We start from the raw sequence: 20391 nt of genomic DNA on the forward strand, positions 1-20391 counted from the left end.
GTCGGGGGCGGACGACGCGCTCAGTGTATCCCGCGCAGGTCCAGGTCCAGGCGGGTCTCGGCGCCCTTCGGGGCCCGGTCCGGGGTGTGCACCGTGACCGGGATGCCCCAGTCCTGCTGGTACAGGTGGCAGGCGGCGTGGTCCGGGATGGGCTGCCCCTTCTCCCCGTCGCACGCGGCGGCCCGGGCGGTGATGTGCAGGACGCCCTCCTCGACCTCGGGGTTCAGCCGCAGCGTCCGGTGCAGCCCCGTGGACGTGCCGGCGCCCTCGAGCAGCAGCTCCTCCGGGGACGAGGAGACCTTCAGCTGCGTGGGGTCGCCCCAGCGGTCGTCCAGCTTCTGCCCCGTGGGCGCGGCGAAGCCGATCGTCAGGTCCAGGTCGCCGGCCACCACCGGGGTGCGGGGACGCTGCGTCTGCCGCGCGCCCTCGTCCACGGTGAGGAACTCCTCCGGCACCGCCAGCCGCGTGAGCCGGTGGGCGTTGGACTCGACCACCACGATCGCAGTGTCGTTCCCGTCCGCGTCGTGCTCCACGAGCACGTCCGAGGGCTCGAGCAGTCCGCGCGCCACCGTGGTCACCGTGGCCGGGACCGCCCGGCCCGCGGCGTCCTCGCCGGCCGGGGCGTACCGGCGGATCGCGCCGTTGTACGTGTCGGCGATCAGCACGGAGCCGTCCGGCAGGGCTGTGACGCCCAGCGCGTGCTGCAGGCGCGCGCGGTCCGCCTCCCCGTCCACGTGGCCGAAGTCGAACAGGCCCGCCCCGACGGCGGTCCCGACCTCGCGGCGCCCGTCCTCCCCGGTCCGCACCCAGCGCACCGCGGAGGTCTCCGAGTCCGCGACCCACAGCGTGCCGTCCGCGCCCACGGACAGCCCCGAGGGCTGCGCGAACCAGGCCCGTCCGGCGTCGCCGTCCAGCAGGCCCTCGAGCGCCGTGCCCGCGTGCACCGCGAGCGCGCCCGTGACGGGGTCGAAGTCGAAGAGCTGGTGCGTGCCGGCCATCGCGATCACCACACGCCCCAGGGCGGGGTGCCACACGACGTCCCACGGGGAGGACAGCGAGATCGCGGTCGGCTCCCCGGGCAGGTCCGCGAGGTCGACGGCGACGTCCCCCTCGTCGTCGACGGCGGCGGCCTCCTTGGCGCGCTCGGAGTCGATGAGCTTCTGCACGCCGTTGCCGGCGAGGGTGCTGACGCGCCCGTCCGACAGGCGCAGGCCCCGCAGCCGGTGGTTGACGGAGTCCGCCACGACGACGTCGTAGCCGACGCGCCCCGCGACGTCCTCGGGCAGCAGCGCCAGGCCCTGGGGCTCGTTGAACAGCGCCTGGTCCGGCCCGCCGTCCGCGTGGCCCTTCTCCCCGGGCGTGGGGAATGCGAGCTCGGCCTGGCCCGCGTCCGCCGCGGCGGGGTCCCCGCCGCCGAACGCGCGGAGCACCGTGGTCAGGTCCTCGGCGACCTCCAGGAGGCGGTGGTGGCCGGTGTCCGAGACGAGGAACGTGCCCGGGCGGGAGCCGCGGCCGCCGAGGGACACGGCCTTGCCGGGGAACGACAGGTCCCGGGCCACGGGCGTGGGCGGGACGTAGGGGCCCGAGCCGCGGTGCAGCGTGCCCTTGGCCTCGTGCTCGGCCACGAGCTCGCGCACGAGCCCGTAGAGCCCGGCCACGTGCCCCTCGCCGGACAGGTGCGCGGCGATGTAGCCCTCCGGGTCCACCACCACGAGGGTGGGCCACGCGCGCGCCGAGTACGCCTGCCACGTGGTCAGCTCGGGGTCGTCCAGCACGGGGTGCTCGATGGCGTAGCGCTCGACGGCGGCCGCGAGCGCGTCCGGGTCCGCCTCGTGCTCGAACTTGGGCGAGTGCACGCCCACCGTGACGAGCACGTCCGCGAACTCCTCCTCGAGCGGGCGCAGCTCGTCCAGGACGTGCAGGCAGTTGATGCAGCAGAACGTCCAGAAGTCGAGGAGGACGACCTTGCCGCGCAGGTCCTCGAGGGCCACCTGCTCGCCGCCGGTGTTCAGCCAGCCGCGGCCCACGAGCTCGGACGCGCGCACCCGGGTGGCCGCGCGCGGCACGGCGGCGGGGGCGTCAGCGGACGGGGCGGGGTTCGGGGTCTGCGGTGCGGTCATGCCCACCATCATGGCGCACGTCCCGGACGCGTCAGCCGTGAGCGGACGCCGGCGGCGTCACAGGGGGAAAGACGACGCCGCCGGGCGGGCCCGGCTCAGTCGGCGGCCAGGGCGGCGGCCAGCATCTCCTCGGCGATGAGCGTGAACTCCTTGCGCCCGGCCTCGGGCCGGCCCACGAAGGAGACCATGACCACGGCGTCGGAGGTGACGGCGGTGAGCACCTGGGCCGTGAGCTGGGGCTCGGACTCCGAGGCCAGGGTCCGCTCCCACACGAGGGCGGACTGCGCGGGGGTGCCGTCGGACAGCGGCGCGTCGGAGACCTCGAGGCGGTAGTCGACGGTCGCGTCCCCCTCCTGCACGGTCATGGTCATCTCGCGGCAGTCGGCGCGCAGGGCGTTGACGGTCTGGAGGTGCCGCTCGACGTCCTGGCGGCCCTGGCCCGTGAGCCGGGCGACCTCCACGGTGCCCGTGCCCGTGAAGGTGTCGGCGCCGACGTCCACCCGCGTGGCCTCGGCCGCGTCGAGGATGATCGGAGAGAAGTCCAGGGCGGTCAGCGGCGCCTTGCACTGCGCCGGCTGCACGGTGGTCCGGTCCGCGTCCGCACGCCGGTCCCGGGAGTCCTCGCGGGCCGCGTCGATCTCCTCCGCCGTGGCGGCCCGCTGCCGGACGAAGCCGAATGTGGCCGCACGCTCGGCCGCGGCCTCCGCCATGCGCTCGTCCTGACGGTCGCCCAGGCCGAGCCCCTCCGGGGCCGCCGACTCCGTGGGCGCCGCGGTGCCGGCGTCGTCGTGGACTCCGTCCGCGGGCGCGGACGCGGCGGCCGGATCGCCGTCCCCGGCCCCGCAGCCCGTCAGGGCCAGCAGACCGGCCGCGACGGCGGCCACGAGGCGCAGCCGACCACGCCGGGGCGCGGCCGGGCTGCCGAGGGGAGGGAGGAGGTCAGCGGACATCACGGGCCTCCTCGGGGCCGGTGGAGGAGTCACGGGCCGCGGGCTCGGCACCGCTCGGGGCGTCGGTGACCGGGGTGCCGTGCATGCGGGCGTACATCTCGTTCCAGCGACGCAGCTCCGCGTCGCCGTCGCGGTCGGCCTGCCGGTCCAGCCGGACCGCGTTCTTGCGGTCGCTGCGATACCAGAGCACGGCCACCATCACCGCCATCATCACGGTGGGGAACTCGCCGATGCCCCACATCACCGCGCCGCCGATCCGCTGGTCCTCGAGGGCAGTGGGACCCCAGTCGCGGCCCATGTTGCCGAACCAGGACGCCTGCATCAGGCCGGTGGAGGTGGTCATGGCCACGCCGATGAAGGCGTGGAAGATCATCGTGGCCATCAGGAGCACGAGCCGCAGGGCGTACGGGGGCCGGCGCGGCAGCGGATCCGAGCCGATCATGACCAGGGCGAACAGGAACCCGGTCAGCAGGAAGTGGACGTTCATGAACTCGTGGCCCACGTGGGTCTCCAGCGAGAACCGGAAGAAGTCCGTGTAGTAGAACACCAGGATCGAGCCGGCGAAGTTGACCCCCGCCACGATCGGGTTCGTGATGAACCGACCCCACGGGGAGTGCACGATCCACAGGATCCACTCGCGCGGGCCGCGCGTCCCGTCCGTGCGGGACGGCAGGGCCCGCAGCGCCAGGGTGATCGGCGCGCCCAGGACGAGGAAGACGGGGCTGAGCATCGTCAGCGTCATGTGGCCCACCATGTGCGCGCTGAACAGGACGCGGCCGTACACGGCCGGGGACCCGGAGGTCGCCCACAGCAGCACGGCCAGGCCCGCGAGCCACGCGACGGTGCGCAGCACGGGCCAGCGGTCGCCGCGGCGGCGCAGCTGCCACACGGAGCGCAGGTACCAGAGGGTCAGGAACGCGATGATCGCGACCCACAGCCAGTCGAACCGCCACATCGTGATCCACCGGGCGCCCTCGAGGGCCGGCGGCAGCTCGTAGCCGGTGAGGATGCGGGCCGGGGAGGCGTCCGGCGCGATCTCCTCCGGCACGGGCGGGGCCGTCCGGGAGAGCACGGAGGAGACGCCCATGACGGCGCCCATGATCACGGCCTCCACGGCGATGAGCTGCCACAGCAGGCGACGCGCGGGGGCGGGGCTGGGACGGTCCGGACCGGCGTCGAGGCGGGGGATCACCCACCGGCGGTGCAGCAGGCCGATCAGGCCGAGGCCCAGGGCCGCCAGGAACTTGGCCGACACGAGGATGCCGTAGGGGCTCAGCAGCTGAGCCGGATCGTCCATGCGGATCGACGCGTTGACCACACCGGACAGCGCCACCGTGACCAGGCCCAGCCCGGCGAGCACGGAGTACCGGGTCAGGACCGTGTGCAGCAGGGGCGCCGGACCCTGCCGGCGCAGGCTGCGGCCCCGCCCCTGCGCCCCGTTGGGCCCGACGAGGGTGTCCGAGATCGCGACGAGCACGAGCAGTCCGCCCACCCACACGACGACGCCGAGCAGGTGCAGGCCGATCGAGTTCACGGCGCCGTTGTGGTCGTCACCGCCCGCCGCGTGCCCGATCAGGGCCAGGGGCACGAGGGCGAGCATCGCCAGGATGCCGGTCCAGAACAGGCCGTTGTGGGAGCGGACGGCGATCGCCAACGTGGTCACGACGGCGGCGATCACGGTGACCCAGAACCACGCCTGGCCCACCGAGATGCCGACCACGTAGGCCGCCAGGCCGTCCGTGAAGCCCTGCCCCGCCGTGACGGGGATGCCGGCGAGGTCCGAGTAGGACAGCACGCCGACGGCCAGCGCGGCCACCGTCCACACGCCGGCGCTGACGGCGGCGATCCGCATCACGCGGGTGAACGCGGGGTGCTCGGGCAGCGGTGCGGCGTCCGCGTCCTCGCGCCGCTGCCGGGCGGAGCGGTGCCACCGTTCCGTGCCCGCCGCGTGGGGCGGCAGGACCCCGGCCGCGAAGATCAGCGCGGCGATGGTCAGGGACATCGCCAGGTTGGAGACGAGCTCCCCCACGGGCACGCCCCAGCGGGTGATCCACCCCGGGTCGGAGAGCTGGCGCGCGGCGGTGACGCCGGTCAGCCAGCCGGCGGCGGCGAGGCCGGCGGCTCCCGCGGCGGCCACGAGCACCCAGATCCACCGGGGCACTCCGACCGGCCCCGACGGACCGGGGCGGGCGGCGTCGTCGTTCTCGGTGGGGTGGCTGCCCCGGGCGGGGGCGGTGGCGGCGGACATGGGGTCCATCCTCTCAAAGCATGCGGACGCCCGAAGACGGCGGGAGCGGCCCCGCCGTCGTCGGGCCCCTGGGTCAGGCGAACAGGGCGTCGCCCACGAACCCGCCCTCGGCGCAGCCCGGCGGGATCGCGAAGACCGCCGAGCCCACGGGCACGGTCCACAGGTTCAGGTGGTCCGACTCGGCGAGCCGGGCCTGCACCGGGACGAACTGCCGGTCCACGTCCGCCTGGTAGGCGGCGAAGATCAGGCCGGAGCCCGCCTCCAGCGCCCCGCGCGGGTCGTCGTAGTTGTAGCCGCGGCGCAGCATCCCGTACTCCGGCACGTCCATCCGGGCGCGCCGCAGGTGGGAGATGTCCGGGATCACGGGGAACCCGGCGGGGCCGAGCGCCGCGAAGTCCGGCTCGTCGTGCTCCTGCTCGCCGGTGAGCGGCGCCCCGGTGCCGAGGCGACGGCCGATGACCTTCTCCTTGGCCGGGCGGTCGAGCTCGTCCCACGTGTCCATGAGCATCTCGATGCGCCGGATCACCACGGACGTGCCGTCCGCGATCCACGGGGTGACGCCCACCTGCTCGGCGCCCACGCCCCACACCACGCGGTCGAGATGCGGGGTGTCCGCCGCCGGGTTGCCGGTGCCGTCCACCTGCCCGAAGAGGTTGCGCATGGTGGTGCCGGTGGGATGGGCGCCGCGGGCGGAGCGGAAGCCCTCCTGCACCCAGCGCTCGGTGGCGAACGGCCGGGCCGCCTTGAGGAGCATGCGCCGGGCGTGGGCCACGGACATCCGGTCGTCGCCGCAGATCTGCAGCAGCAGGTCGCCGTCGCTGAACGCGGGGTCCAGGCGGTCGATCTGCTCGAACGCCGGCAGCGGGCGCAGCCAGGCCGGGGCCCGGTCCGGGGCCACGCGGCGGACGAGCTCCGGGCCGAAGCCGAACGTCACGGTGAGCCGTGCGGGGGCGGCGGCGAGCTCCGGCTCGGTGTCCGCGATCGTGGCCCGGCCCTGGGTGAGGCGCGCGGCGTCGTCGGTGAGCAGGCGCAGCATCCGCTCGATCCCCAGCCGGTCCGTGTCCGGGAGCAGGTCGAGGGCGAGGAACACCGCGTGGGCCTGGGCCGGGGTGTCGACGCCGGCCTGGCGCGGCCCGTGGAACGGCACGGTGTCCGTGCCCACGGGCGAGCTGACGGCCACCCGGGCGGACTGGCCGCCGGGCTCGGCCCAGCCGGCCCGGCCGACCTCGCCCTCGATGCCGGTGTCGCCCATGACCTCGGAGGGCGAGGCCCCCGCCCCGGCCGCCCCCGACGCGGCGGGCGCGTCCGGGGTGGCCGAGGCGTGGCCGGCGCCGTAGCCGAGCGCGGTGCCCAGCAGGCCGCCGCCCACCGCGCCCGCCCCGAAGAGCAGGCCGCGGCGGGAGGGCCCGGCCGGGAGGGCCGGGCGGGCGTCCTCCCCGCGGGGGGACGCCTGGCGGGCGTCCTCCCCGCGGGGGGCGTCCGGGTGCTCGGCGGGGTCAGTGGTCGGCATGCTCGTCCGACTCCTCCGCCTCGCCGCCGTGGTAGGACTCGTTGGCGCCGCCGAACGGGCGGGCCACGGAGACGACCTCCATGGTGGAGCCGTCCTCCAGCTCGAGCTCGTAGGCGACCTCCTCGCCGGGCTCGATCGGCTCGGTCAGGCCCATCAGCATCACGTGGGCGCCGCCGGGGGCCAGCTCGAAGGACCCGCCGGCGGGCACCGTGAAGCCGTCCGGGGACTGCTGCATCACCATTTGGCCGTCCTCGTCGGAGACCATCTCGTGGAGCCCGACCGTCTCGCCCAGCTCCGAGCGGACGCCGACGATGTGCAGGTCCTGGTCCGAGGAGTTCTCGAGCATGCCGAAGGAGCCGGTCATGCCCTCCTCGGTGGCCTTCGTCCACGGGTCGGTGATCGTGAGGCCGGCGGCCTGGCCGTCCGCGGTGGACGCGGCCGACGAGGCGTCCGTGGCCGGCGCGACGCTCGAGGCGTCCGACGCGCTCGGGGCGGACCCGACGTCGTCTCCGGCGCAGGCCGTCAGGCCGAGGGCGGCGACGGCGAGCACGGCGGCGGCGCCGAGGCGGCGAGGGACGCGGGGGGAGGTGGTGGTCATGTCTGTGGGGTTCCTTGTCATGCGGGCGCGCGACGACGCGCGGGGCGTGCGGGCGCGCGAGGGCGGGGCCGGTCCCCTCAGGGGGCCGGCCGGGGATCAGAGGTCAGCGGCCGTCGTCGAGGTGGCCGAGTGCGCGGGCGCGGCGGCCCATCAGGAGGAAGGCCACCACGAGCACGGCCAGGCCGGCGATGCCGGCGACCCACACCCAGGCGGGCAGCGCGTCGGAGTCCGCGGGCTGCGCGGCGTCGGAGCCGTCCGCCTGCGCGGTCGCATCGGCCGAGGCGGCGTCGCCCTGGCCTGCCGTGGCCTCCGGGGAGGCGGCGGTCGAGGCCCCGGCGACGGCGGTGCCGCAGCCCTGGGGCGCGGTGCCGGCGGCCGGTGCGGCCGGGTCGTCCACCGCGAAGTCGAACGAGCGCTCCTCGGAGTGTCCGTCCGAGTAGACGACGCGGTAGGCGACCTCGTAGTCGCCGTTGGGCAGGCCCTCGCACAGCGGCGCGGAGAAGGTGGGGCCGTCCCCGGTGCCGGCGGCGGACTGCCACTGGTTGCCGTCGGCGTCGCGGACCTGCACGAGGTTCTGGATGCCCTCGCCGTCGATCAGCTCGCCGCTGAAGGTCAGTGAGACCTCCGACGGCGCCGTCGTGACCGTCTCGCCGACCGCGGGGGCGGTGCGGATGAGCTCGTCGTGCGCGGCCGCGGGGGCGGCTCCGGCGACGACGAGGGCGGGCAGCAGGGTGAGTCCGGCTGCGGCGCGAGCGGCGCGGCGGACAGGGGTGGTCTGGTGATGCATGGTGGTGTCCTCACGGGTCTGCCGCGGTCCCGGACGGGAGTCGCGGGCGGACCGTTCCGAAGGGTCGTCGGGCGCGGTCGGGGCTCGAGACGCGGACGGAGCCGGCGTCCTCAGGCCGCGAGGGCGAACGGCGGGCCGCGCCGCCCCGGAGAGCTGAGGAGGGCGAGGGACGTCACCGGCCGGAGCACCGGCGGGACGGGGACACGGAGGCGGGCCGGCGTCGGCAGGGGGCCGTGCGCTGCCGGCGGCGGGCAGACGACGGCCACCACGCGTTCGGCGATGGTGAGCACGAGGGCCTCACCGCGCCGCAGCACCAGCACGGTGAGGACCGCGGCGATCACGTGGGCCGCGAGCATGCGCAGGTCGGTCAGGTGGCCGGCGGGGGCGCCGGACAGGGCCTCCCCCGGTGCCAGGAGGGCCCCGGCGCCGGGACGGGCGTGGCCGAGGTGGGCGGGGTCGACGCCGGCGGCAGGCGCCACGGCGTGGCCGCCGGCGGCGAGCCCGTAGAGCACGTGGAACAGCCCCTGGGCGATCGCGACGGCGGCGGCGGTGCGCCACAGCGAGAGGGCGCGGCCCGCCAGGGCGGTGCAGAGCGGGGCGGCGAGGACGGCCGCGAAGGCGACCACGCCGACCTCGGGGAACCCGTGGCCGGGCTCGGCGGCGGTGTGGAACAGCGCGGCCAGGGCGGTCATCGCCAGGGCCCCGGCCCAGCCCCGGGCCAGACGGGCCGGCCCACGCACGACGCGCGGAGGGGCGTCCTCGAGGCCGGACGGGGCCCACGGAGCGGCGGCGACGGCGCTGCGCATGCCACGACTCCTCTCCTGACGGCCCCGGTCCACGTCGGCCGGACGATCGTCCGCCCATCCTACGCGGCCGGACACGACGACGGGCGCCCCACCCGAGGGTGGGGCGCCCGTCCTGCGGTGTCCGACGCGGGTCCGGGGACCCGCGTCGCGACCGGGATCACTCGGAGGCGGCGGCCTTGAGCTTGGAGCCGGCGGTCACCTTCACGGAGTGACCGGCCGGGATGGTGATCTCCTCACCGGTGCGCGGGTTGCGACCGGTGCGCTCCTTGCGCTCGGTGCGTTCCACGGCCAGCCAGCCCGGGATCGAGACCTTCTCGCCCTTCTTGACCTGAGCGGTGAACACCTCGAAAAGGGCGTCCAGCACGTCGCTGACAGCGGCCTGGGTGTTGCCGGAGCGCTCTGCGACGGCGGCGACGAGTTCCTTGCGGTTCATGGCCATGGGTCCTCCCTATGGGACGTCGGTTACGGTTCCCGGACCGTTCGGACCGGGCTGCCAGTTGTGAACGTACCACCTCCGGGCCGGCGATTCGCCCCCCGAACGGCGAGAATCCGCGATTTCCTGTGACCCTGACGGCCTTCGCCCCCGATGCACGACGACGGCGGCGCCCCTCTCAAGGAGGGGCGCCGCCGTCGTGGTGGTGCCTAACGCCCGGAGACCGGGCCGCGGGTCACCAGGAGGACTTGGTCACGCCGGGCAGCTCGCCACGGTGCGCCATGTCGCGGAAGCGCACGCGGGAGATGCCGAAGCGCTGGAAGGTGCCGCGCGGACGGCCGTCGATGGCGTCGCGGTTGCGCACGCGCACCGGGGAGGCGTCGCGGGGCAGCTTCTGCAGGCCCAGGCGAGCGGCCTCGCGGGCCTCGTCCGAGGCGTTCGGGTCCACGAGGGTCTTGCGCAGCTCGAGACGCTTCTCGGCGTAGCGGGCGACGATGGCCTTGCGCTGCTCGTTCTTGGCGATCTTGGACTTCTTGGCCATCTCAGCGCTCCTCTCGGAAGTCGACGTGCTTGCGGACCACCGGGTCGTACTTCTTCAGGGTGATGCGGTCCGGGTTGTTCCGGCGGTTCTTGCGGGTCACGTAGGTGAACCCGGTCCCGGCGGTGGACTTCAGCTTGATGATCGGACGAACGTCCTTGTCCTTGGCCATGTCAGAGCTTCACTCCCTTCGCGATCAGGTCCGCCACGACGGCGTCGATCCCGCGCACGTCGATGGTCTTGATGCCCTTGGCGGACAGCGTCAGCGTGACGTTGCGGCGCAGGGAGGGGACCCAGTAGGTCTTCTTCTGGATGTTCGGGTCGAACCGGCGCTTGGTGCGACGGTGCGAGTGGGAGATGCTGTGGCCGAATCCCGGCCCAGCCCCGGTTACCTGGCAGTGAGCTGCCATGATCACTCCTCGTGGCAAGTAGTAGTAAAAGGACGGGCGGAACCCGCATGGCGGCGAGCCGCGGACCTGTCCGCGGACACCTGTTGTGAGCCCCGCCCCGGGTGTGGACACCGCACTCTTACTGCGACTTCTCGAAAAGGGGGACCAGGCTGGGTGAGAGCCAACCGAAGTTCCTTATGGGATCGCTGGTGTGGACGGTGAGCCCCGGTCCGCCCTGAGGACGTCCCGGGATCCGGTCTGCGGGAGCGCGTTGCTTTTCCGACCCGCCGTCCGCCCGGTCACCTGACCGATGGAACGACGAGAACAACGCGGCGTGCGCCGTCCCACCTTACGCGAACCGTGGGCGTCGCTTCAACTCGACGGGGGGGCGCCTGTGGTATGCGCACGGTCCTCGGCCCCCGGGGCCGCTCCGCGCGCGCCACGGCGCGGCCACGGGCGCTGGGCCGGCCCACCCCTCCGGCGTGGATCAGGCGACCGACGCCCCCAGCAGCGAGCCCACCGCGAAGGTCAGGCCGAGCGCCAGGGCGCCGCCGAGGACGACGCGCACGGCCGCCCGCAGCGCGGGCGCGTCGCCGAGCCGGGCCCCGACCCAGCCGGTGACGGCGAGGGCCACGAGGGTGACGGCGAACGTGAACGGGACGCGGAGGCCCACCGGCGCCAGGACGACCGTCAGGAAGGGCAGCAGCGCGCCCACGAGGAACGCAAGGAAGGACGCCCCGGCGGCGGCCCACGGGCTGACGACGTCCTCCTCCGCCATGCCCAGCTCCATGCGCAGATGCGCGGCGAGCGCATCCTTCTCGGTGAGCTCCCGCGCGGCGGCCTCGGCCGTGGCCCGGCTCAGGCCGTCCGCCTCGTAGAGCTGCACGAGCTCCTCCAGCTCACCCTCGGGATCCTCCTCGAGCTCACGGCGCTCCTTGGCGATCAGCGACTTCTGCGAGTCGGAGGACGAGGAGACGGACACGTACTCGCCCAGCGCCATGGAGAAGGCGCCGCCGACCACGGCCGCGGCGCCGGCCAGCAGGATCGGGGTGAACGCCGTCGTCGCACCGGCGACACCGACGACGGTGGCCGCGACGGACACGATGCCGTCGTTGGCACCGAGCACGCCCGCGCGGAGCCAGTTGAGGCGGGCATGCACGCCGCCGGTGGCGTGCGGCTCGTCGGGACCGCCCGGCGGGAGCTGATCTGCCAGGGGCGAGGACTGTTCAGACGTGTGCGACATGTCTCCATGCTCGCGGCGCCGGGCGGGGCGCGCCAGACAGGTGAGGCGTTCCTTCGGACGGGGACGCCACGACACCCGGTCTCGCTGTTGCCAGGATTGTTCAACAACAGCTACCGTCTCCCCCAGCGCCTCGTGACGCCCGTCACCTCGCCCGGCGCCCTCGACGAAGGTGACCACCGTGTCCCACGCAGACATCCCCCACGCCGGGCCGGACGGCGCGACCCCCTCGGGCACCGCACCGAAGACGGACTCCCGTGCCGCGAGCGCCACCCGGCGCACCGCACTGCTCGGCGCCATGTTCCTCATGGCCACCTCGGCCATCGGCCCCGGCTTCATCACGCAGACCGCCACGTTCACCGTCCGGATGGGCGCCGCGTTCGCGTTCGCCATCCTGGTCTCGATCCTCATCGACATCGCCGTCCAGATGAACGTGTGGCGCGTCATCGGCGTCTCCGGCATGCGCGCCCAGGAGCTGGCGAACCGCGTCCTGCCCGGCCTCGGCTGGGTCCTCGCCGCGCTCGTGTTCCTCGGCGGCATGGTCTTCAACATCGGCAACATCGCCGGCACCGGCCTCGGCGCGAACGCCATGCTCGGCGTCGACCCCCTGATCGGTGGCGGCGTCTCCGCGCTCATCGCGCTGCTGATCTTCCTCTCCAAGCGCGCCGGCGTGGCCCTGGACCGGATCGTGGTGGCGCTCGGCGCCGTCATGATCCTGCTGATGCTGTACGTGGCCATCACCTCCGCCCCGCCCGTGGGCGAGGCCCTGCGCCAGTCCGTGATGCCGGAGGAGGTCGACTTCTTCGTGATCGTCACCCTCGTGGGCGGCACCATCGGCGGCTACATCACCTACGCGGGTGCCCACCGCATGATCGACTCCGGAGTGAAGGGCGTGGACGACGTCCAGGACATCACCCGCAGCTCCGTGGCCTCGATCCTCGTGACCGGCCTGATGCGCGCCCTCCTGTTCCTGGCGATCCTCGGCGTCGTCGCCTCGGGGGCGGTGCTGTCCAAGGACAACCTGGCCGCCTCCGCCTTCCAGGCCGCCGCCGGCGACATCGGCCTGCGCATGTTCGGCATCGTCCTGTGGGCCGCCGCCGTCACCTCCGTGATCGGCGCGTCGTACACCTCGATCAGCTTCGTCACCCGCTCCACCACCAGCGCCCGCACCCGCAACCTGCTGACGGTCGCCTTCATCGTGGTCTGCACCGCCCTCTACCTGGCGCTGCGCCAGGCCCCGCAGACGCTGCTCGTGTTCGCCGGCGCGTTCAACGGCATGATCCTGCCGGTCGGCTTCGCCGCCCTCCTGTACGTGGCCTGGCGCCGCCGCGACCTGCTGCACGGCTACCGCTACCCCGGGTGGCTGCTCGTGATCGGCGCGCTCGCGTGGATCGTCTCCGTGTTCATCGCGGTGCGCGGGTTCATCCCCATGGTCGAGATGATCACCGGTGCCTGAGATGACCACGACGACGCCGCTGCCGCCGCTGGACGGCGCCACGACCCCCGCGCAGGCCCGCGAGCGGTTCCGCGCGGGGCTCGTGCGGCCGACCTCGGGGATCGCCGACGGCTACGCGCAGGCGAACCTCGTCTCGATCCCGCAGGACCACGCCTACGACGTCCTGCTCTTCGCCCAGCGCAACCCCCAGGCCCTGCCGCTGCTCGGCGTGTTCGAGGCCGGCGAGGTCAACGGCCCCGCGCTGGACGGCGACGTCCGCACGGACGTGCCGCAGTACGTGGTGTACCGCGACGGCGTCGAGACGGACCGCCCCACGGATCTGCTCGACGTGTGGCGGGACGACCTCGTGACGTTCGTGATCGGCTGCTCGTTCACCTTCGAGTCCGCCCTGGTGGCCGAGGGCATCCGGATGGCCCACCAGGACGCCGGTGTGAACGTGCCGATGTACCGCACCACGCGGCGCTGCGCCTCGGCGGGCCGCCTCTCGGGCCCGCTCGTGGTCTCGATGCGCCCCATCCCCGCCGACCGTGTGGCCGACGCCGTGCGCATCACCTCCCGCTACCCCGCGGTGCACGGCGCGCCCGTGCACGTGGGCGACCCGGCCGGCCTCGGGATCACGGACCTGTCGGCACCGGACTTCGGCGACGCCGTCGAGGTCCCGCAGGGCCACCTGCCCGTGTTCTGGGCGTGCGGGGTGACGCCGCAGGCGGCGATCATGGAGTCCCGCCCGCCGCTGGCCATCACGCACGCGCCCGGGCACATGCTCATCACGGACCTGCCGGACCGGATGTTCCAGGTCCCGTGACCGTCAGGGCCCGGGCAGGCGGTCAGTCCCCCACGGCGGCGAGGTGCGCCAGGACGAACTGCTCCGCCTCGTCCAGGTAGTCGCCGAACATGGCGTGCACCGCGGGGAGGTCGCCGGCCAGCAGCCGCTCCACGATCCACCGGTTGCGGTCCGCGAACTGCACGTGCAGGCGCGTCTGCTCGTCCATGGGATGGAACGCCAGGCGCACGCGGGCCTGCACCGACGCCATGAGCCGCGTGAGCTCGGGGGCGCCGGCCAGGTCCACGATGCCGACGTGGACGCGATGGTTGGCGTCGCCCAGGACCCGCGCGGGGGTGTCCGGGCCGCCCGAGAGCAGGTCCTGGGCACAGCGCAGCTGGCGGGCCGCGCCGGGGGTGAGCTCGCCGTGTTCGAGGGCGCCGAGCTGGATCACCCGACGCGTGCGGTACAGCCCGCGCACGTCCTCCGGACCGGGCGCCGCCACGAACACCCCGCGGTGCGGCCGGCGCTCCACGAGGCCCTCCGAGGCCAGCATGGTGAACGCCTCGCGCAGGCTGTTGCGGCTGACCTGGAGCTCGGCGGCCAGCGCCACCTCTCCCAGCCGCTCCCCCGGCACGAGCCCGGCCGCCGCGATCCGCTGCCGCAGCTGCGCGGCCGCGGCCACGGGGGCCGGAGCCGGGGCGGACTCCCCGCCGCCGACGCCGGGCGCGAGGCCTTCCCCGGTGACACCGCCGCGCGCCGGCACCGTCACGCCCCCAGCCGGGCGATCGCCTGGCCGCGCGTCACCGAGGCCGGGGTCTCGGCCACGAGGAGCTGGATCCGGCCCGCACGCGGGGCACGGATCGGCGTCTCCATCTTCATCGCCTCCACGATCGCGACCGTGTCACCCTCGGCCACCTCGGCGCCGTCCTCGACCTTCCACGAGGCCAGGGTGCCGGTGACCGGCGAGGCCACGGCGCCGTCGTCGTCGGCCTTCCCGGCGCCTGCGGCAGCGCCGGCCGGAGCCGCGGCACCCGCGCCGCCGCCTCCGAGGAGGGCCGCGTAGAGATCGGCGGGCAGGCCCAGGCGCACGGCGCGGCCGTCCAGCTCGACGGTGACGGCGGTGCGGCCGCCGGCGGGCACCTCGGCGCCCAGGTAGGGGGACTCGGCCAGCGGCTCGGCGAACTCGGACTCGATCCACGTGGTGTAGACGCCGAGGCGGTCCCCCGAGGTGAAGGCGTCCTGCTCGAGCACGGCGCGGTGGAACGGCACCACGGTGGGCACGCCGTCGATGCGCAGCTCGGCCAGGGCGTCGCGGGCGCGGGCGACGGCCTGGGCGCGGTCCTCGCCCCACACGATGAGCTTGGCGAGCAGGGAGTCGTACTCGCCCGGCACCACGGAGCCGGTGCGGACGCCGGAGTCCATGCGGACCCCGGGGCCGGTGGGGGCCTCGAACGCGTCGATCGGGCCGGGCACGGGCAGGAAGCCGTACGCCGGGTCCTCGGCGTTGAGGCGGAACTCGAGGGCGTGGCCGCGCGGCGTCGGGTCCTCGGGGATGCTCAGCGGCTCGCCGGCGGCGACGCGGAACTGCTCGCGCACCAGGTCCACGCCGAAGACCTCCTCGGTGACCGGATGCTCCACCTGCAGGCGGGTGTTCACCTCCAGGAAGCTGATGAGGCCGTCCGGGGCCACGAGGTACTCGACCGTGCCGGCCCCGGTGTACCCGGCGGCGCGGCAGATCTCGCGGGCGGAGGTGTGGATGCGCTCGCGCTGCTCGTCCGTGAGGAACGGCGCCGGGGCCTCCTCCACGAGCTTCTGGTTGCGGCGCTGCAGGGAGCAGTCGCGTGTGCCGAGCACGGCCACGTGGCCGTGCTCGTCGGCGAGGACCTGGGCCTCCACGTGGCGGGGGCGGTCCAGGAAGCGCTCCACGAAGCACTCGCCGCGGCCGAACGCGGCGACGGCCTCGCGGACGGTCGCCTCGAACGCGTCCTCGACGTCGCCGAGCTCGCGCACCACGCGGATGCCGCGGCCGCCGCCGCCGAAGGCCGCCTTGATGGCGATCGGCAGGCCGTGCTCCTCGGCGAACGCGCGCGCGGCGGCGGCGTCCGGCACGGGGCCGTCCGAACCCGGCACGAGCGGGGCGCCCGCCTGCTGGGCGAGGGAGCGGGCGGTGATCTTGTCGCCGAGGGCGCGGATGGCGTCCGGCGACGGGCCGATCCAGGTCATCCCGGCGTCGATCACGGCCTGCGCGAAGTCGGCGTTCTCGGAGAGGAAGCCGTAGCCCGGGTGCATGGCGTCGGCGCCGGCGCGGCGGGCGACGTCGAGGACCGCGTCGATCTTCAGGTAGGTGTCCGCCGAGGACGCGCCCGGCAGGTGGAAGGCCTCGTCCGCGACGGCCACGTGCAGGGCGTCGGCGTCCGGATCCGAGTAGACGGCGATCGAGGCGATGCCGTGGTCGCGGGCGGCGCGGGCCACGCGCACGGCGATCTCGCCGCGGTTGGCGATGAGCACCCGCGTGACGGGGCGGGCGGCGGGGGTGGTGGTCATGCGGGGGTCTCCTCGGAGGGCGATGCGGAGTCGACGACGGTCTCGGCGCCGGGGCGGGGATGGGGGACGAAGCGGACGCGGGCGCCCGGCGGCAGCTGGGCCGCCAGGCTGAGGTCCGCGCGGGCCACGACGCCGATCACCGGGTAGCCGCCGGTGACCGGATGGTCGGAGAGGAACAGGACGGGCTCACCCGAGGGCGGCACCTGCAGCGCGCCGCGCACGGCGCCCTCGGACTTCAGCTCGCCCTCCCGCACGCGCTCGAGCGGCGCGCCGTCGTCGGGGGCCGTGAGGCGCACGCCGATCCGGTCGGTCTGCTGGCTCACGTCCCAGTCCTGCGTGAACAGGCGCTCCAGGCCCGCCTCGCCGAACCAGTCGTCGCGGGGGCCGGGGACCACGCGCAGCACGGCCACCTGGCCGGGCGCGGGCATGGGGCGCAGCGAGGTCTCCGGGTCCCCCACCGTCGCGACGCCGGCCTCCGCCGAGGCGGGGGCGCCGGCGGCGGTCGGGCTCGCGGCGGAGGCGCCGGCGGCGCCCCTCGCATCCGGGCCGACGCGGCGGGCGAGGCGGTCCCCCGCCGTCAGCGGGGCGGGGCCGAGCCCGGACAGGGTGTCGGTCGAGCGGCTGCCGAGCACGGGCGGCACGTCGATCCCGCCCCGGAGGCCCACGTACACGCGCAGGCCGCCGACCGGCTCGTCCACCGTCAGCGTCTGGCCGTCCAGCACGACGAACGGCGTGCGGGCGAGCACCCGGCGCGTGGCGCCGTCGGCCGCGGTGATCGTCCCGCCGGCCTCGGCGCCGGCCAGGGCCATCACCTGGTGGCCGTGCGCGGTGAGGGTGAGGCCGCCCAGGACGGTCTCCAGCACCGCCTCGCGTGAGCGGTTGCCCACGAGCCGGTTCGCCTGGCGCGCCGCGTCCCGATCGGCCGCGCCGGACGCGACGACGCCGAGGTCGCCCAGGCCCGGGCGGCCCAGGTCCTGGACCAGGGTCAGGAGCCCCGGGTCCACGACGGTGACGCCGCGGCGGCCGGCCACGGACGGGAGGCCGGCCGCGGCGTCGGCGGGCGGGGTGGCGTCGACCGCCGCGTCCGCGCCGGAGGTGAGGGACGCCGTCGGGCGCACGGGGACGTAGCGGACACGGTCGCCGGGCTGCAGCAGGGCGGGCTGCTCGCGGCCGAGGTCCCACAGGGCCGCGGTGGTGTGTCCGAGGAGCTGCCAGCCGCCGGGCGAGGTGCGCGGGTAGACGGCGGAGAAGGCCCCGGCGACGGCGACGGCGCCTGCCGGGACGGCCGTGCGGGGCGAGCTGCGACGGGGCGCCTCGAACGGGGCCGCCTCGGAGGCGCAGTACATGAACCCCGGCGCGAAGCCGCCGAACGCGGCGAACCAGTCGGCCTCGCTGTGGGCCCGGATGACGCCGTCGACGCCGAGCCCGGTGAGCCGGCCGACCTCGGCGAGGTCCTCACCGTCGTAGACCACGGGGATCTCGACTATGCGGCCCCCCGTCAGCTCACCGGTGTCCGGGGTGAGGGTGCTGACCCGCGGTGCGGCGTGCTCGGCGGCGGCCTGCGAGGTGAAGGTCACCAGGACGGTCGCGGCGGCGGCCATGACCTGGCGCTGGCCGCGCGCCGGGTGGGCCGTGAGGTGGGCGTGGACGGCCATGACGTCCTCGAGCGAGGCGCACTCGACGAGGAAGCCCTGCGTGCCGACCCAGCGGATCGGGCGGGCCGGCGGTGTGGCGGCGGGGTGACGTGGGGCGCTCATGCGAAGGCCTTGATGGACACGCCCGCGCCCTCGAGCGCGCGGCGCACGGCCGCGGCCATGGCCACGGCGCCGGGCGTGTCGCCGTGCAGGCAGATGCTCTCGGCGTCGACGCGCACGTCCGTGCCGTCCACCGCCGCGACGACGCCCTCGGTGGCCAGGCGCACCATGCGGGCGGCGACGGCGTCCTCGTCGTGGAGGACCGCGCCGGGCTCGCGGCGGGAGACGAGCGTGCCGTCCGGGTTGTAGCCGCGGTCCGCGAAGGCCTCGGCGACGCCGCGCAGCCCCGCGGCGGCCGCCTTGTCCAGGGCGACGGAGCCGGGCAGGAGCAGCAGCGGGAGGTCGGAGCCGAACGCCCTGACGCCGTCGACGACGGCCTGGGCGTGCGCCTCGTGACGGACGATCGTGTTGTAGAGGGCGCCGTGCGGCTTCACGTAGCGGACCCGGCCGCCGGCCGCGCGGGCGAGCGCGTCGAGGGCGCCGATCTGGTAGAGGACGTCGTCGGCCAGCTCGGTGGGCGTGCAGTCCAGGAAGCGGCGGCCGAAGCCGGCGAGGTCGCGGTAGCCCACGTGCGCGCCGATCGTGACGCCTGCGGCGACCGCGTCACGGCAGGTCTGGGCGATCCCCGAGGGATCGCCCGCGTGGAAGCCGCACGCGACGTTGGCAGAGGAGACGGAGGGCATGATGGCGGCGTCGTCCCCCATCGTCCACGAGCCGAAGGACTCGCCGACGTCGGAGTTCAGGTCGATCTGCGGCGCGTGAGACACGGTGCAGTCCTCTCGGATCGGGCCCGGCTGAGGTGCCGGTCACACAATCTTGAGGCATGAAGGATGATTGTTCAACAATCCCCGGCGCGCCTCCCTGGCGCCCACCCGCACCGCATGCCAACGCGGGTTGAGTTCTCACGGGTGTCCCCGCCCAGGACCCGCGACAACTCAACCCGCGTTGCAGGCCGGGCCGAGCGACGTCAGCGCGGCGCCGCGATGGCGCGCTCAGCCTTCGAGCCAGGGCGCGCGGACGCTGGCGGGGGTGAGGTCCGCCGTCGTCGCGGCGCCCATGAGGGACATCGCGACCTCGACCTCCTTCGCGAGCAGCTCGATCACGCGACGCACGCCCTCCTGGCCGCCGGCCATGAGCCCGTAGAGGTACGCCCGGCCGATGAGCGTGAAGTCGGCGCCCAGGGCGAGGGCGGCCACGATGTCCTCGCCGGTCAGGATGCCGGAGTCGAGCACGATCGGCACGTCCGCCCCGGCCTCCTCGCGCACCGCGGGCAACGCCTGCAGGGAGACCGGCGCCCGATCCAGCTGCCGGCCGCCGTGGTTGGACACGACCAGCCCGTCCGCGCCGACGTCGAGCGCCCGCCTCGTGTCCTCCCGCGTGAGGATGCCCTTGACCATCAGCGTGCCGGGCCACACCGAGCGGATCCACTCGAGGTCGCGCAGGCTCAGCGTGGGGTCGAACATCCCGTTGATGATGCTGGGCAGATCGCCGGCGGAGTCCGAGAGCGAGGCGAAGGTCAGCGGGTCCGTGGTCAGGAAGTTCCACCACCACTCGGGACGGTACGAGGCGTCCACGACGGTCTTGGCGCTCAGCCGCGGGGGGATGGTCATGCCGTTGCGGACGTCGCGCAGCCGCTGGCCGGCCACGGGCGTGTCCACGGTGACGAGCAGGGCGCCGTAGCCCGACGCGGCGGCGCGCTCGATGAGGTCGCGGGCGCGGTCGCGGTCCCTCCAGAGGTAGAGCTGGAACCACCGGTCGCCGTCGCCGGACGCTGCCGCCGTCTCCTCGATCGAGCGGGTGCCCATCGTGGAGAGGCTGAACGGGATGCCCGCGGCGGCCGCGGCCGCGGCGCCCGCGTCCTCCCCCTCGGCGTGCATGAAGCGTGTGAAGCCGGTGGGCGCGATCCCGAACGGCAGCGCGGACCGGGCTCCCGCGATCTCGACCGACAGGTCCGGGGCGGCCACGCCGTGCAGGATCCGCGGCAGCAGCTCCACCGAATCGAAGACCTCGCGGGAGCGGCGCGCGGTGACCTCGCGCTTGGCGGCGCCGTCCACGTAGTCGAACGCGGCGGCCGGGGTGCGACGCTTGGCGATCGCGCGCAGGTCCGCGACGTCGGCCGCCCGGGCGAGCCGGGCCTGGCGCCCGAGCCCAGGCGGGGAGAACCGCATCAGCGGGGCGAGCTCGGCGACGTCGGGCAGGCGGCGGGTCAGCGGGGTGAGGCGGGAGGGGCGGGACATGGGGTCCTTTCGGGG

The 20391-nt window shown here is 74.9% G+C and carries 19 protein-coding genes; 2 read left to right on the forward strand and 17 right to left on the reverse strand.

Going from position 1 to position 20391, the window contains the following annotated elements:
• Nucleotides 1-20: 20 nt before the first annotated feature.
• From O3T09_RS02950 to O3T09_RS03005, 12 genes are all read right to left on the reverse strand, one after another.
• Entirely contained in the window at nt 21-2120 is a 2100-nt protein-coding gene (locus tag O3T09_RS02950; protein WP_269295321.1) for an NHL domain-containing thioredoxin family protein, read from the reverse strand.
• Between the two features lie 95 nt (nt 2121-2215).
• Entirely contained in the window at nt 2216-3070 is an 855-nt protein-coding gene (locus tag O3T09_RS02955; RefSeq protein WP_205804840.1) for a hypothetical protein, read from the reverse strand.
• A complete protein-coding gene (locus O3T09_RS02960; protein ID WP_269295322.1) occupies nt 3060-5318 on the reverse strand; it encodes a cytochrome c oxidase assembly protein in 2259 nt (752 codons plus the stop codon). The genes O3T09_RS02955 and O3T09_RS02960 overlap by 11 nt, the downstream gene beginning before the upstream one ends.
• Nucleotides 5319-5391: 73 nt before the next feature.
• Nucleotides 5392-6828 (reverse strand): Dyp-type peroxidase, encoded by a 1437-nt coding sequence (locus tag O3T09_RS02965; protein ID WP_041104504.1) that lies wholly within the window; start codon nt 6826-6828, stop codon nt 5392-5394.
• Nucleotides 6815-7426 (reverse strand): copper chaperone PCu(A)C, encoded by a 612-nt coding sequence (locus tag O3T09_RS02970; protein ID WP_041104502.1) that lies wholly within the window; start codon nt 7424-7426, stop codon nt 6815-6817. The genes O3T09_RS02965 and O3T09_RS02970 overlap by 14 nt, the downstream gene beginning before the upstream one ends.
• Before the next feature lie 103 nt (nt 7427-7529).
• On the reverse strand, nt 7530-8213 hold the full coding sequence (locus tag O3T09_RS02975; protein ID WP_020626118.1) for a copper resistance CopC family protein: 684 nt from the start codon (nt 8211-8213) through the stop codon (nt 7530-7532).
• 110 nt (nt 8214-8323) lie between these two features.
• The gene (locus O3T09_RS02980) at nt 8324-9019 is read right to left on the reverse strand and encodes a hypothetical protein (RefSeq protein ID WP_036316817.1); all 696 of its coding nucleotides are present in this window, start codon (nt 9017-9019) and stop codon (nt 8324-8326) included.
• A 157-nt stretch (nt 9020-9176) separates the two neighbouring features.
• Nucleotides 9177-9458 (reverse strand): HU family DNA-binding protein, encoded by a 282-nt coding sequence (locus O3T09_RS02985; protein ID WP_002858339.1) that lies wholly within the window; start codon nt 9456-9458, stop codon nt 9177-9179.
• A 229-nt stretch (nt 9459-9687) separates the two neighbouring features.
• On the reverse strand, nt 9688-9993 hold the full coding sequence (gene rpsN / locus O3T09_RS02990) for a 30S ribosomal protein S14 (RefSeq protein WP_002858338.1): 306 nt from the start codon (nt 9991-9993) through the stop codon (nt 9688-9690).
• A 1-nt stretch (nt 9994) separates the two neighbouring features.
• Nucleotides 9995-10162, reverse strand: coding sequence for a 50S ribosomal protein L33 (gene rpmG / locus O3T09_RS02995; protein ID WP_002858336.1), 168 nt, complete (start codon nt 10160-10162; stop codon nt 9995-9997).
• A 1-nt stretch (nt 10163) separates the two neighbouring features.
• Nucleotides 10164-10400, reverse strand: coding sequence for a 50S ribosomal protein L28 (rpmB, locus tag O3T09_RS03000; protein WP_002858335.1), 237 nt, complete (start codon nt 10398-10400; stop codon nt 10164-10166).
• 466 nt (nt 10401-10866) lie between these two features.
• Entirely contained in the window at nt 10867-11622 is a 756-nt protein-coding gene (locus O3T09_RS03005) for a VIT1/CCC1 transporter family protein (protein WP_095353969.1), read from the reverse strand.
• A gap of 169 nt (nt 11623-11791) precedes the next feature.
• Here O3T09_RS03005 and O3T09_RS03010 point away from each other — a divergent pair, with 169 nt between their 5' ends.
• Both O3T09_RS03010 and O3T09_RS03015 read left to right on the forward strand, forming a co-directional pair.
• Nucleotides 11792-13075 (forward strand): NRAMP family divalent metal transporter, encoded by a 1284-nt coding sequence (locus tag O3T09_RS03010; RefSeq protein ID WP_070709387.1) that lies wholly within the window; start codon nt 11792-11794, stop codon nt 13073-13075.
• Nucleotides 13068-13880: a putative hydro-lyase gene (locus O3T09_RS03015; RefSeq protein WP_070709385.1), complete on the forward strand. Its 813-nt coding sequence runs from the start codon at nt 13068-13070 to the stop codon at nt 13878-13880. The genes O3T09_RS03010 and O3T09_RS03015 overlap by 8 nt, the downstream gene beginning before the upstream one ends.
• Nucleotides 13881-13902: 22 nt before the next feature.
• Here O3T09_RS03015 and O3T09_RS03020 read toward each other — a convergent pair whose 3' ends face one another.
• The 5 genes from O3T09_RS03020 to O3T09_RS03040 form a co-directional block, all read right to left on the reverse strand.
• Nucleotides 13903-14610: a GntR family transcriptional regulator gene (locus tag O3T09_RS03020; protein ID WP_002858329.1), complete on the reverse strand. Its 708-nt coding sequence runs from the start codon at nt 14608-14610 to the stop codon at nt 13903-13905.
• Nucleotides 14607-16385 carry an acetyl/propionyl/methylcrotonyl-CoA carboxylase subunit alpha gene (locus tag O3T09_RS03025; RefSeq protein ID WP_269295323.1) on the reverse strand — a complete coding sequence of 593 codons (1779 nt, stop codon included), beginning with the start codon at nt 16383-16385 and terminating at the stop codon, nt 14607-14609. The genes O3T09_RS03020 and O3T09_RS03025 overlap by 4 nt, the downstream gene beginning before the upstream one ends.
• Nucleotides 16382-18142, reverse strand: coding sequence for a carboxyltransferase domain-containing protein (locus tag O3T09_RS03030; RefSeq protein WP_269295324.1), 1761 nt, complete (start codon nt 18140-18142; stop codon nt 16382-16384). Before O3T09_RS03030 ends, O3T09_RS03025 begins: the two co-directional genes overlap by 4 nt.
• The gene (locus O3T09_RS03035; protein WP_145015394.1) at nt 18139-18906 is read right to left on the reverse strand and encodes a LamB/YcsF family protein; all 768 of its coding nucleotides are present in this window, start codon (nt 18904-18906) and stop codon (nt 18139-18141) included. The genes O3T09_RS03030 and O3T09_RS03035 overlap by 4 nt, the downstream gene beginning before the upstream one ends.
• A 225-nt stretch (nt 18907-19131) precedes the next feature.
• A complete protein-coding gene (locus tag O3T09_RS03040) occupies nt 19132-20376 on the reverse strand; it encodes an alpha-hydroxy acid oxidase (RefSeq protein ID WP_119217813.1) in 1245 nt (414 codons plus the stop codon).
• Nucleotides 20377-20391: the final 15 nt, after the last annotated feature.

It is taken from the genome of Micrococcus sp. H39-S4, assembly GCF_027158145.1.
Lineage (GTDB): Bacteria > Actinomycetota > Actinomycetes > Actinomycetales > Micrococcaceae > Micrococcus > Micrococcus luteus.

Bases quoted from the DNA above. Each gene is read 5' to 3' on its own strand.
- O3T09_RS02950 (WP_269295321.1), bottom strand. From the start codon at position 2,120: ATGACCGCACCGCAGACCCCGAACCCCGCCCCGTCCGCTGACGCCCCC.
- rpmB (WP_002858335.1), bottom strand. From the start codon at position 10,400: ATGGCAGCTCACTGCCAGGTAACCGGGGCTGGGCCGGGATTCGGCCAC.
- O3T09_RS02965 (WP_041104504.1), bottom strand. From the start codon at position 6,828: ATGCCGACCACTGACCCCGCCGAGCACCCGGACGCCCCCCGCGGGGAG.
- O3T09_RS03025 (WP_269295323.1), bottom strand. From the start codon at position 16,385: ATGACCACCACCCCCGCCGCCCGCCCCGTCACGCGGGTGCTCATCGCC.
- O3T09_RS03040 (WP_119217813.1), bottom strand. From the start codon at position 20,376: ATGTCCCGCCCCTCCCGCCTCACCCCGCTGACCCGCCGCCTGCCCGAC.
- O3T09_RS02960 (WP_269295322.1), bottom strand. From the start codon at position 5,318: ATGTCCGCCGCCACCGCCCCCGCCCGGGGCAGCCACCCCACCGAGAAC.
- O3T09_RS02975 (WP_020626118.1), bottom strand. From the start codon at position 8,213: ATGCATCACCAGACCACCCCTGTCCGCCGCGCCGCTCGCGCCGCAGCC.
- O3T09_RS02955 (WP_205804840.1), bottom strand. From the start codon at position 3,070: ATGTCCGCTGACCTCCTCCCTCCCCTCGGCAGCCCGGCCGCGCCCCGG.
- O3T09_RS03030 (WP_269295324.1), bottom strand. From the start codon at position 18,142: ATGAGCGCCCCACGTCACCCCGCCGCCACACCGCCGGCCCGCCCGATC.
- rpsN (WP_002858338.1), bottom strand. From the start codon at position 9,993: ATGGCCAAGAAGTCCAAGATCGCCAAGAACGAGCAGCGCAAGGCCATC.
- O3T09_RS02970 (WP_041104502.1), bottom strand. From the start codon at position 7,426: ATGACCACCACCTCCCCCCGCGTCCCTCGCCGCCTCGGCGCCGCCGCC.
- rpmG (WP_002858336.1), bottom strand. From the start codon at position 10,162: ATGGCCAAGGACAAGGACGTTCGTCCGATCATCAAGCTGAAGTCCACC.
- O3T09_RS02985 (WP_002858339.1), bottom strand. From the start codon at position 9,458: ATGGCCATGAACCGCAAGGAACTCGTCGCCGCCGTCGCAGAGCGCTCC.
- O3T09_RS02980 (WP_036316817.1), bottom strand. From the start codon at position 9,019: ATGCGCAGCGCCGTCGCCGCCGCTCCGTGGGCCCCGTCCGGCCTCGAG.
- O3T09_RS03005 (WP_095353969.1), bottom strand. From the start codon at position 11,622: ATGTCGCACACGTCTGAACAGTCCTCGCCCCTGGCAGATCAGCTCCCG.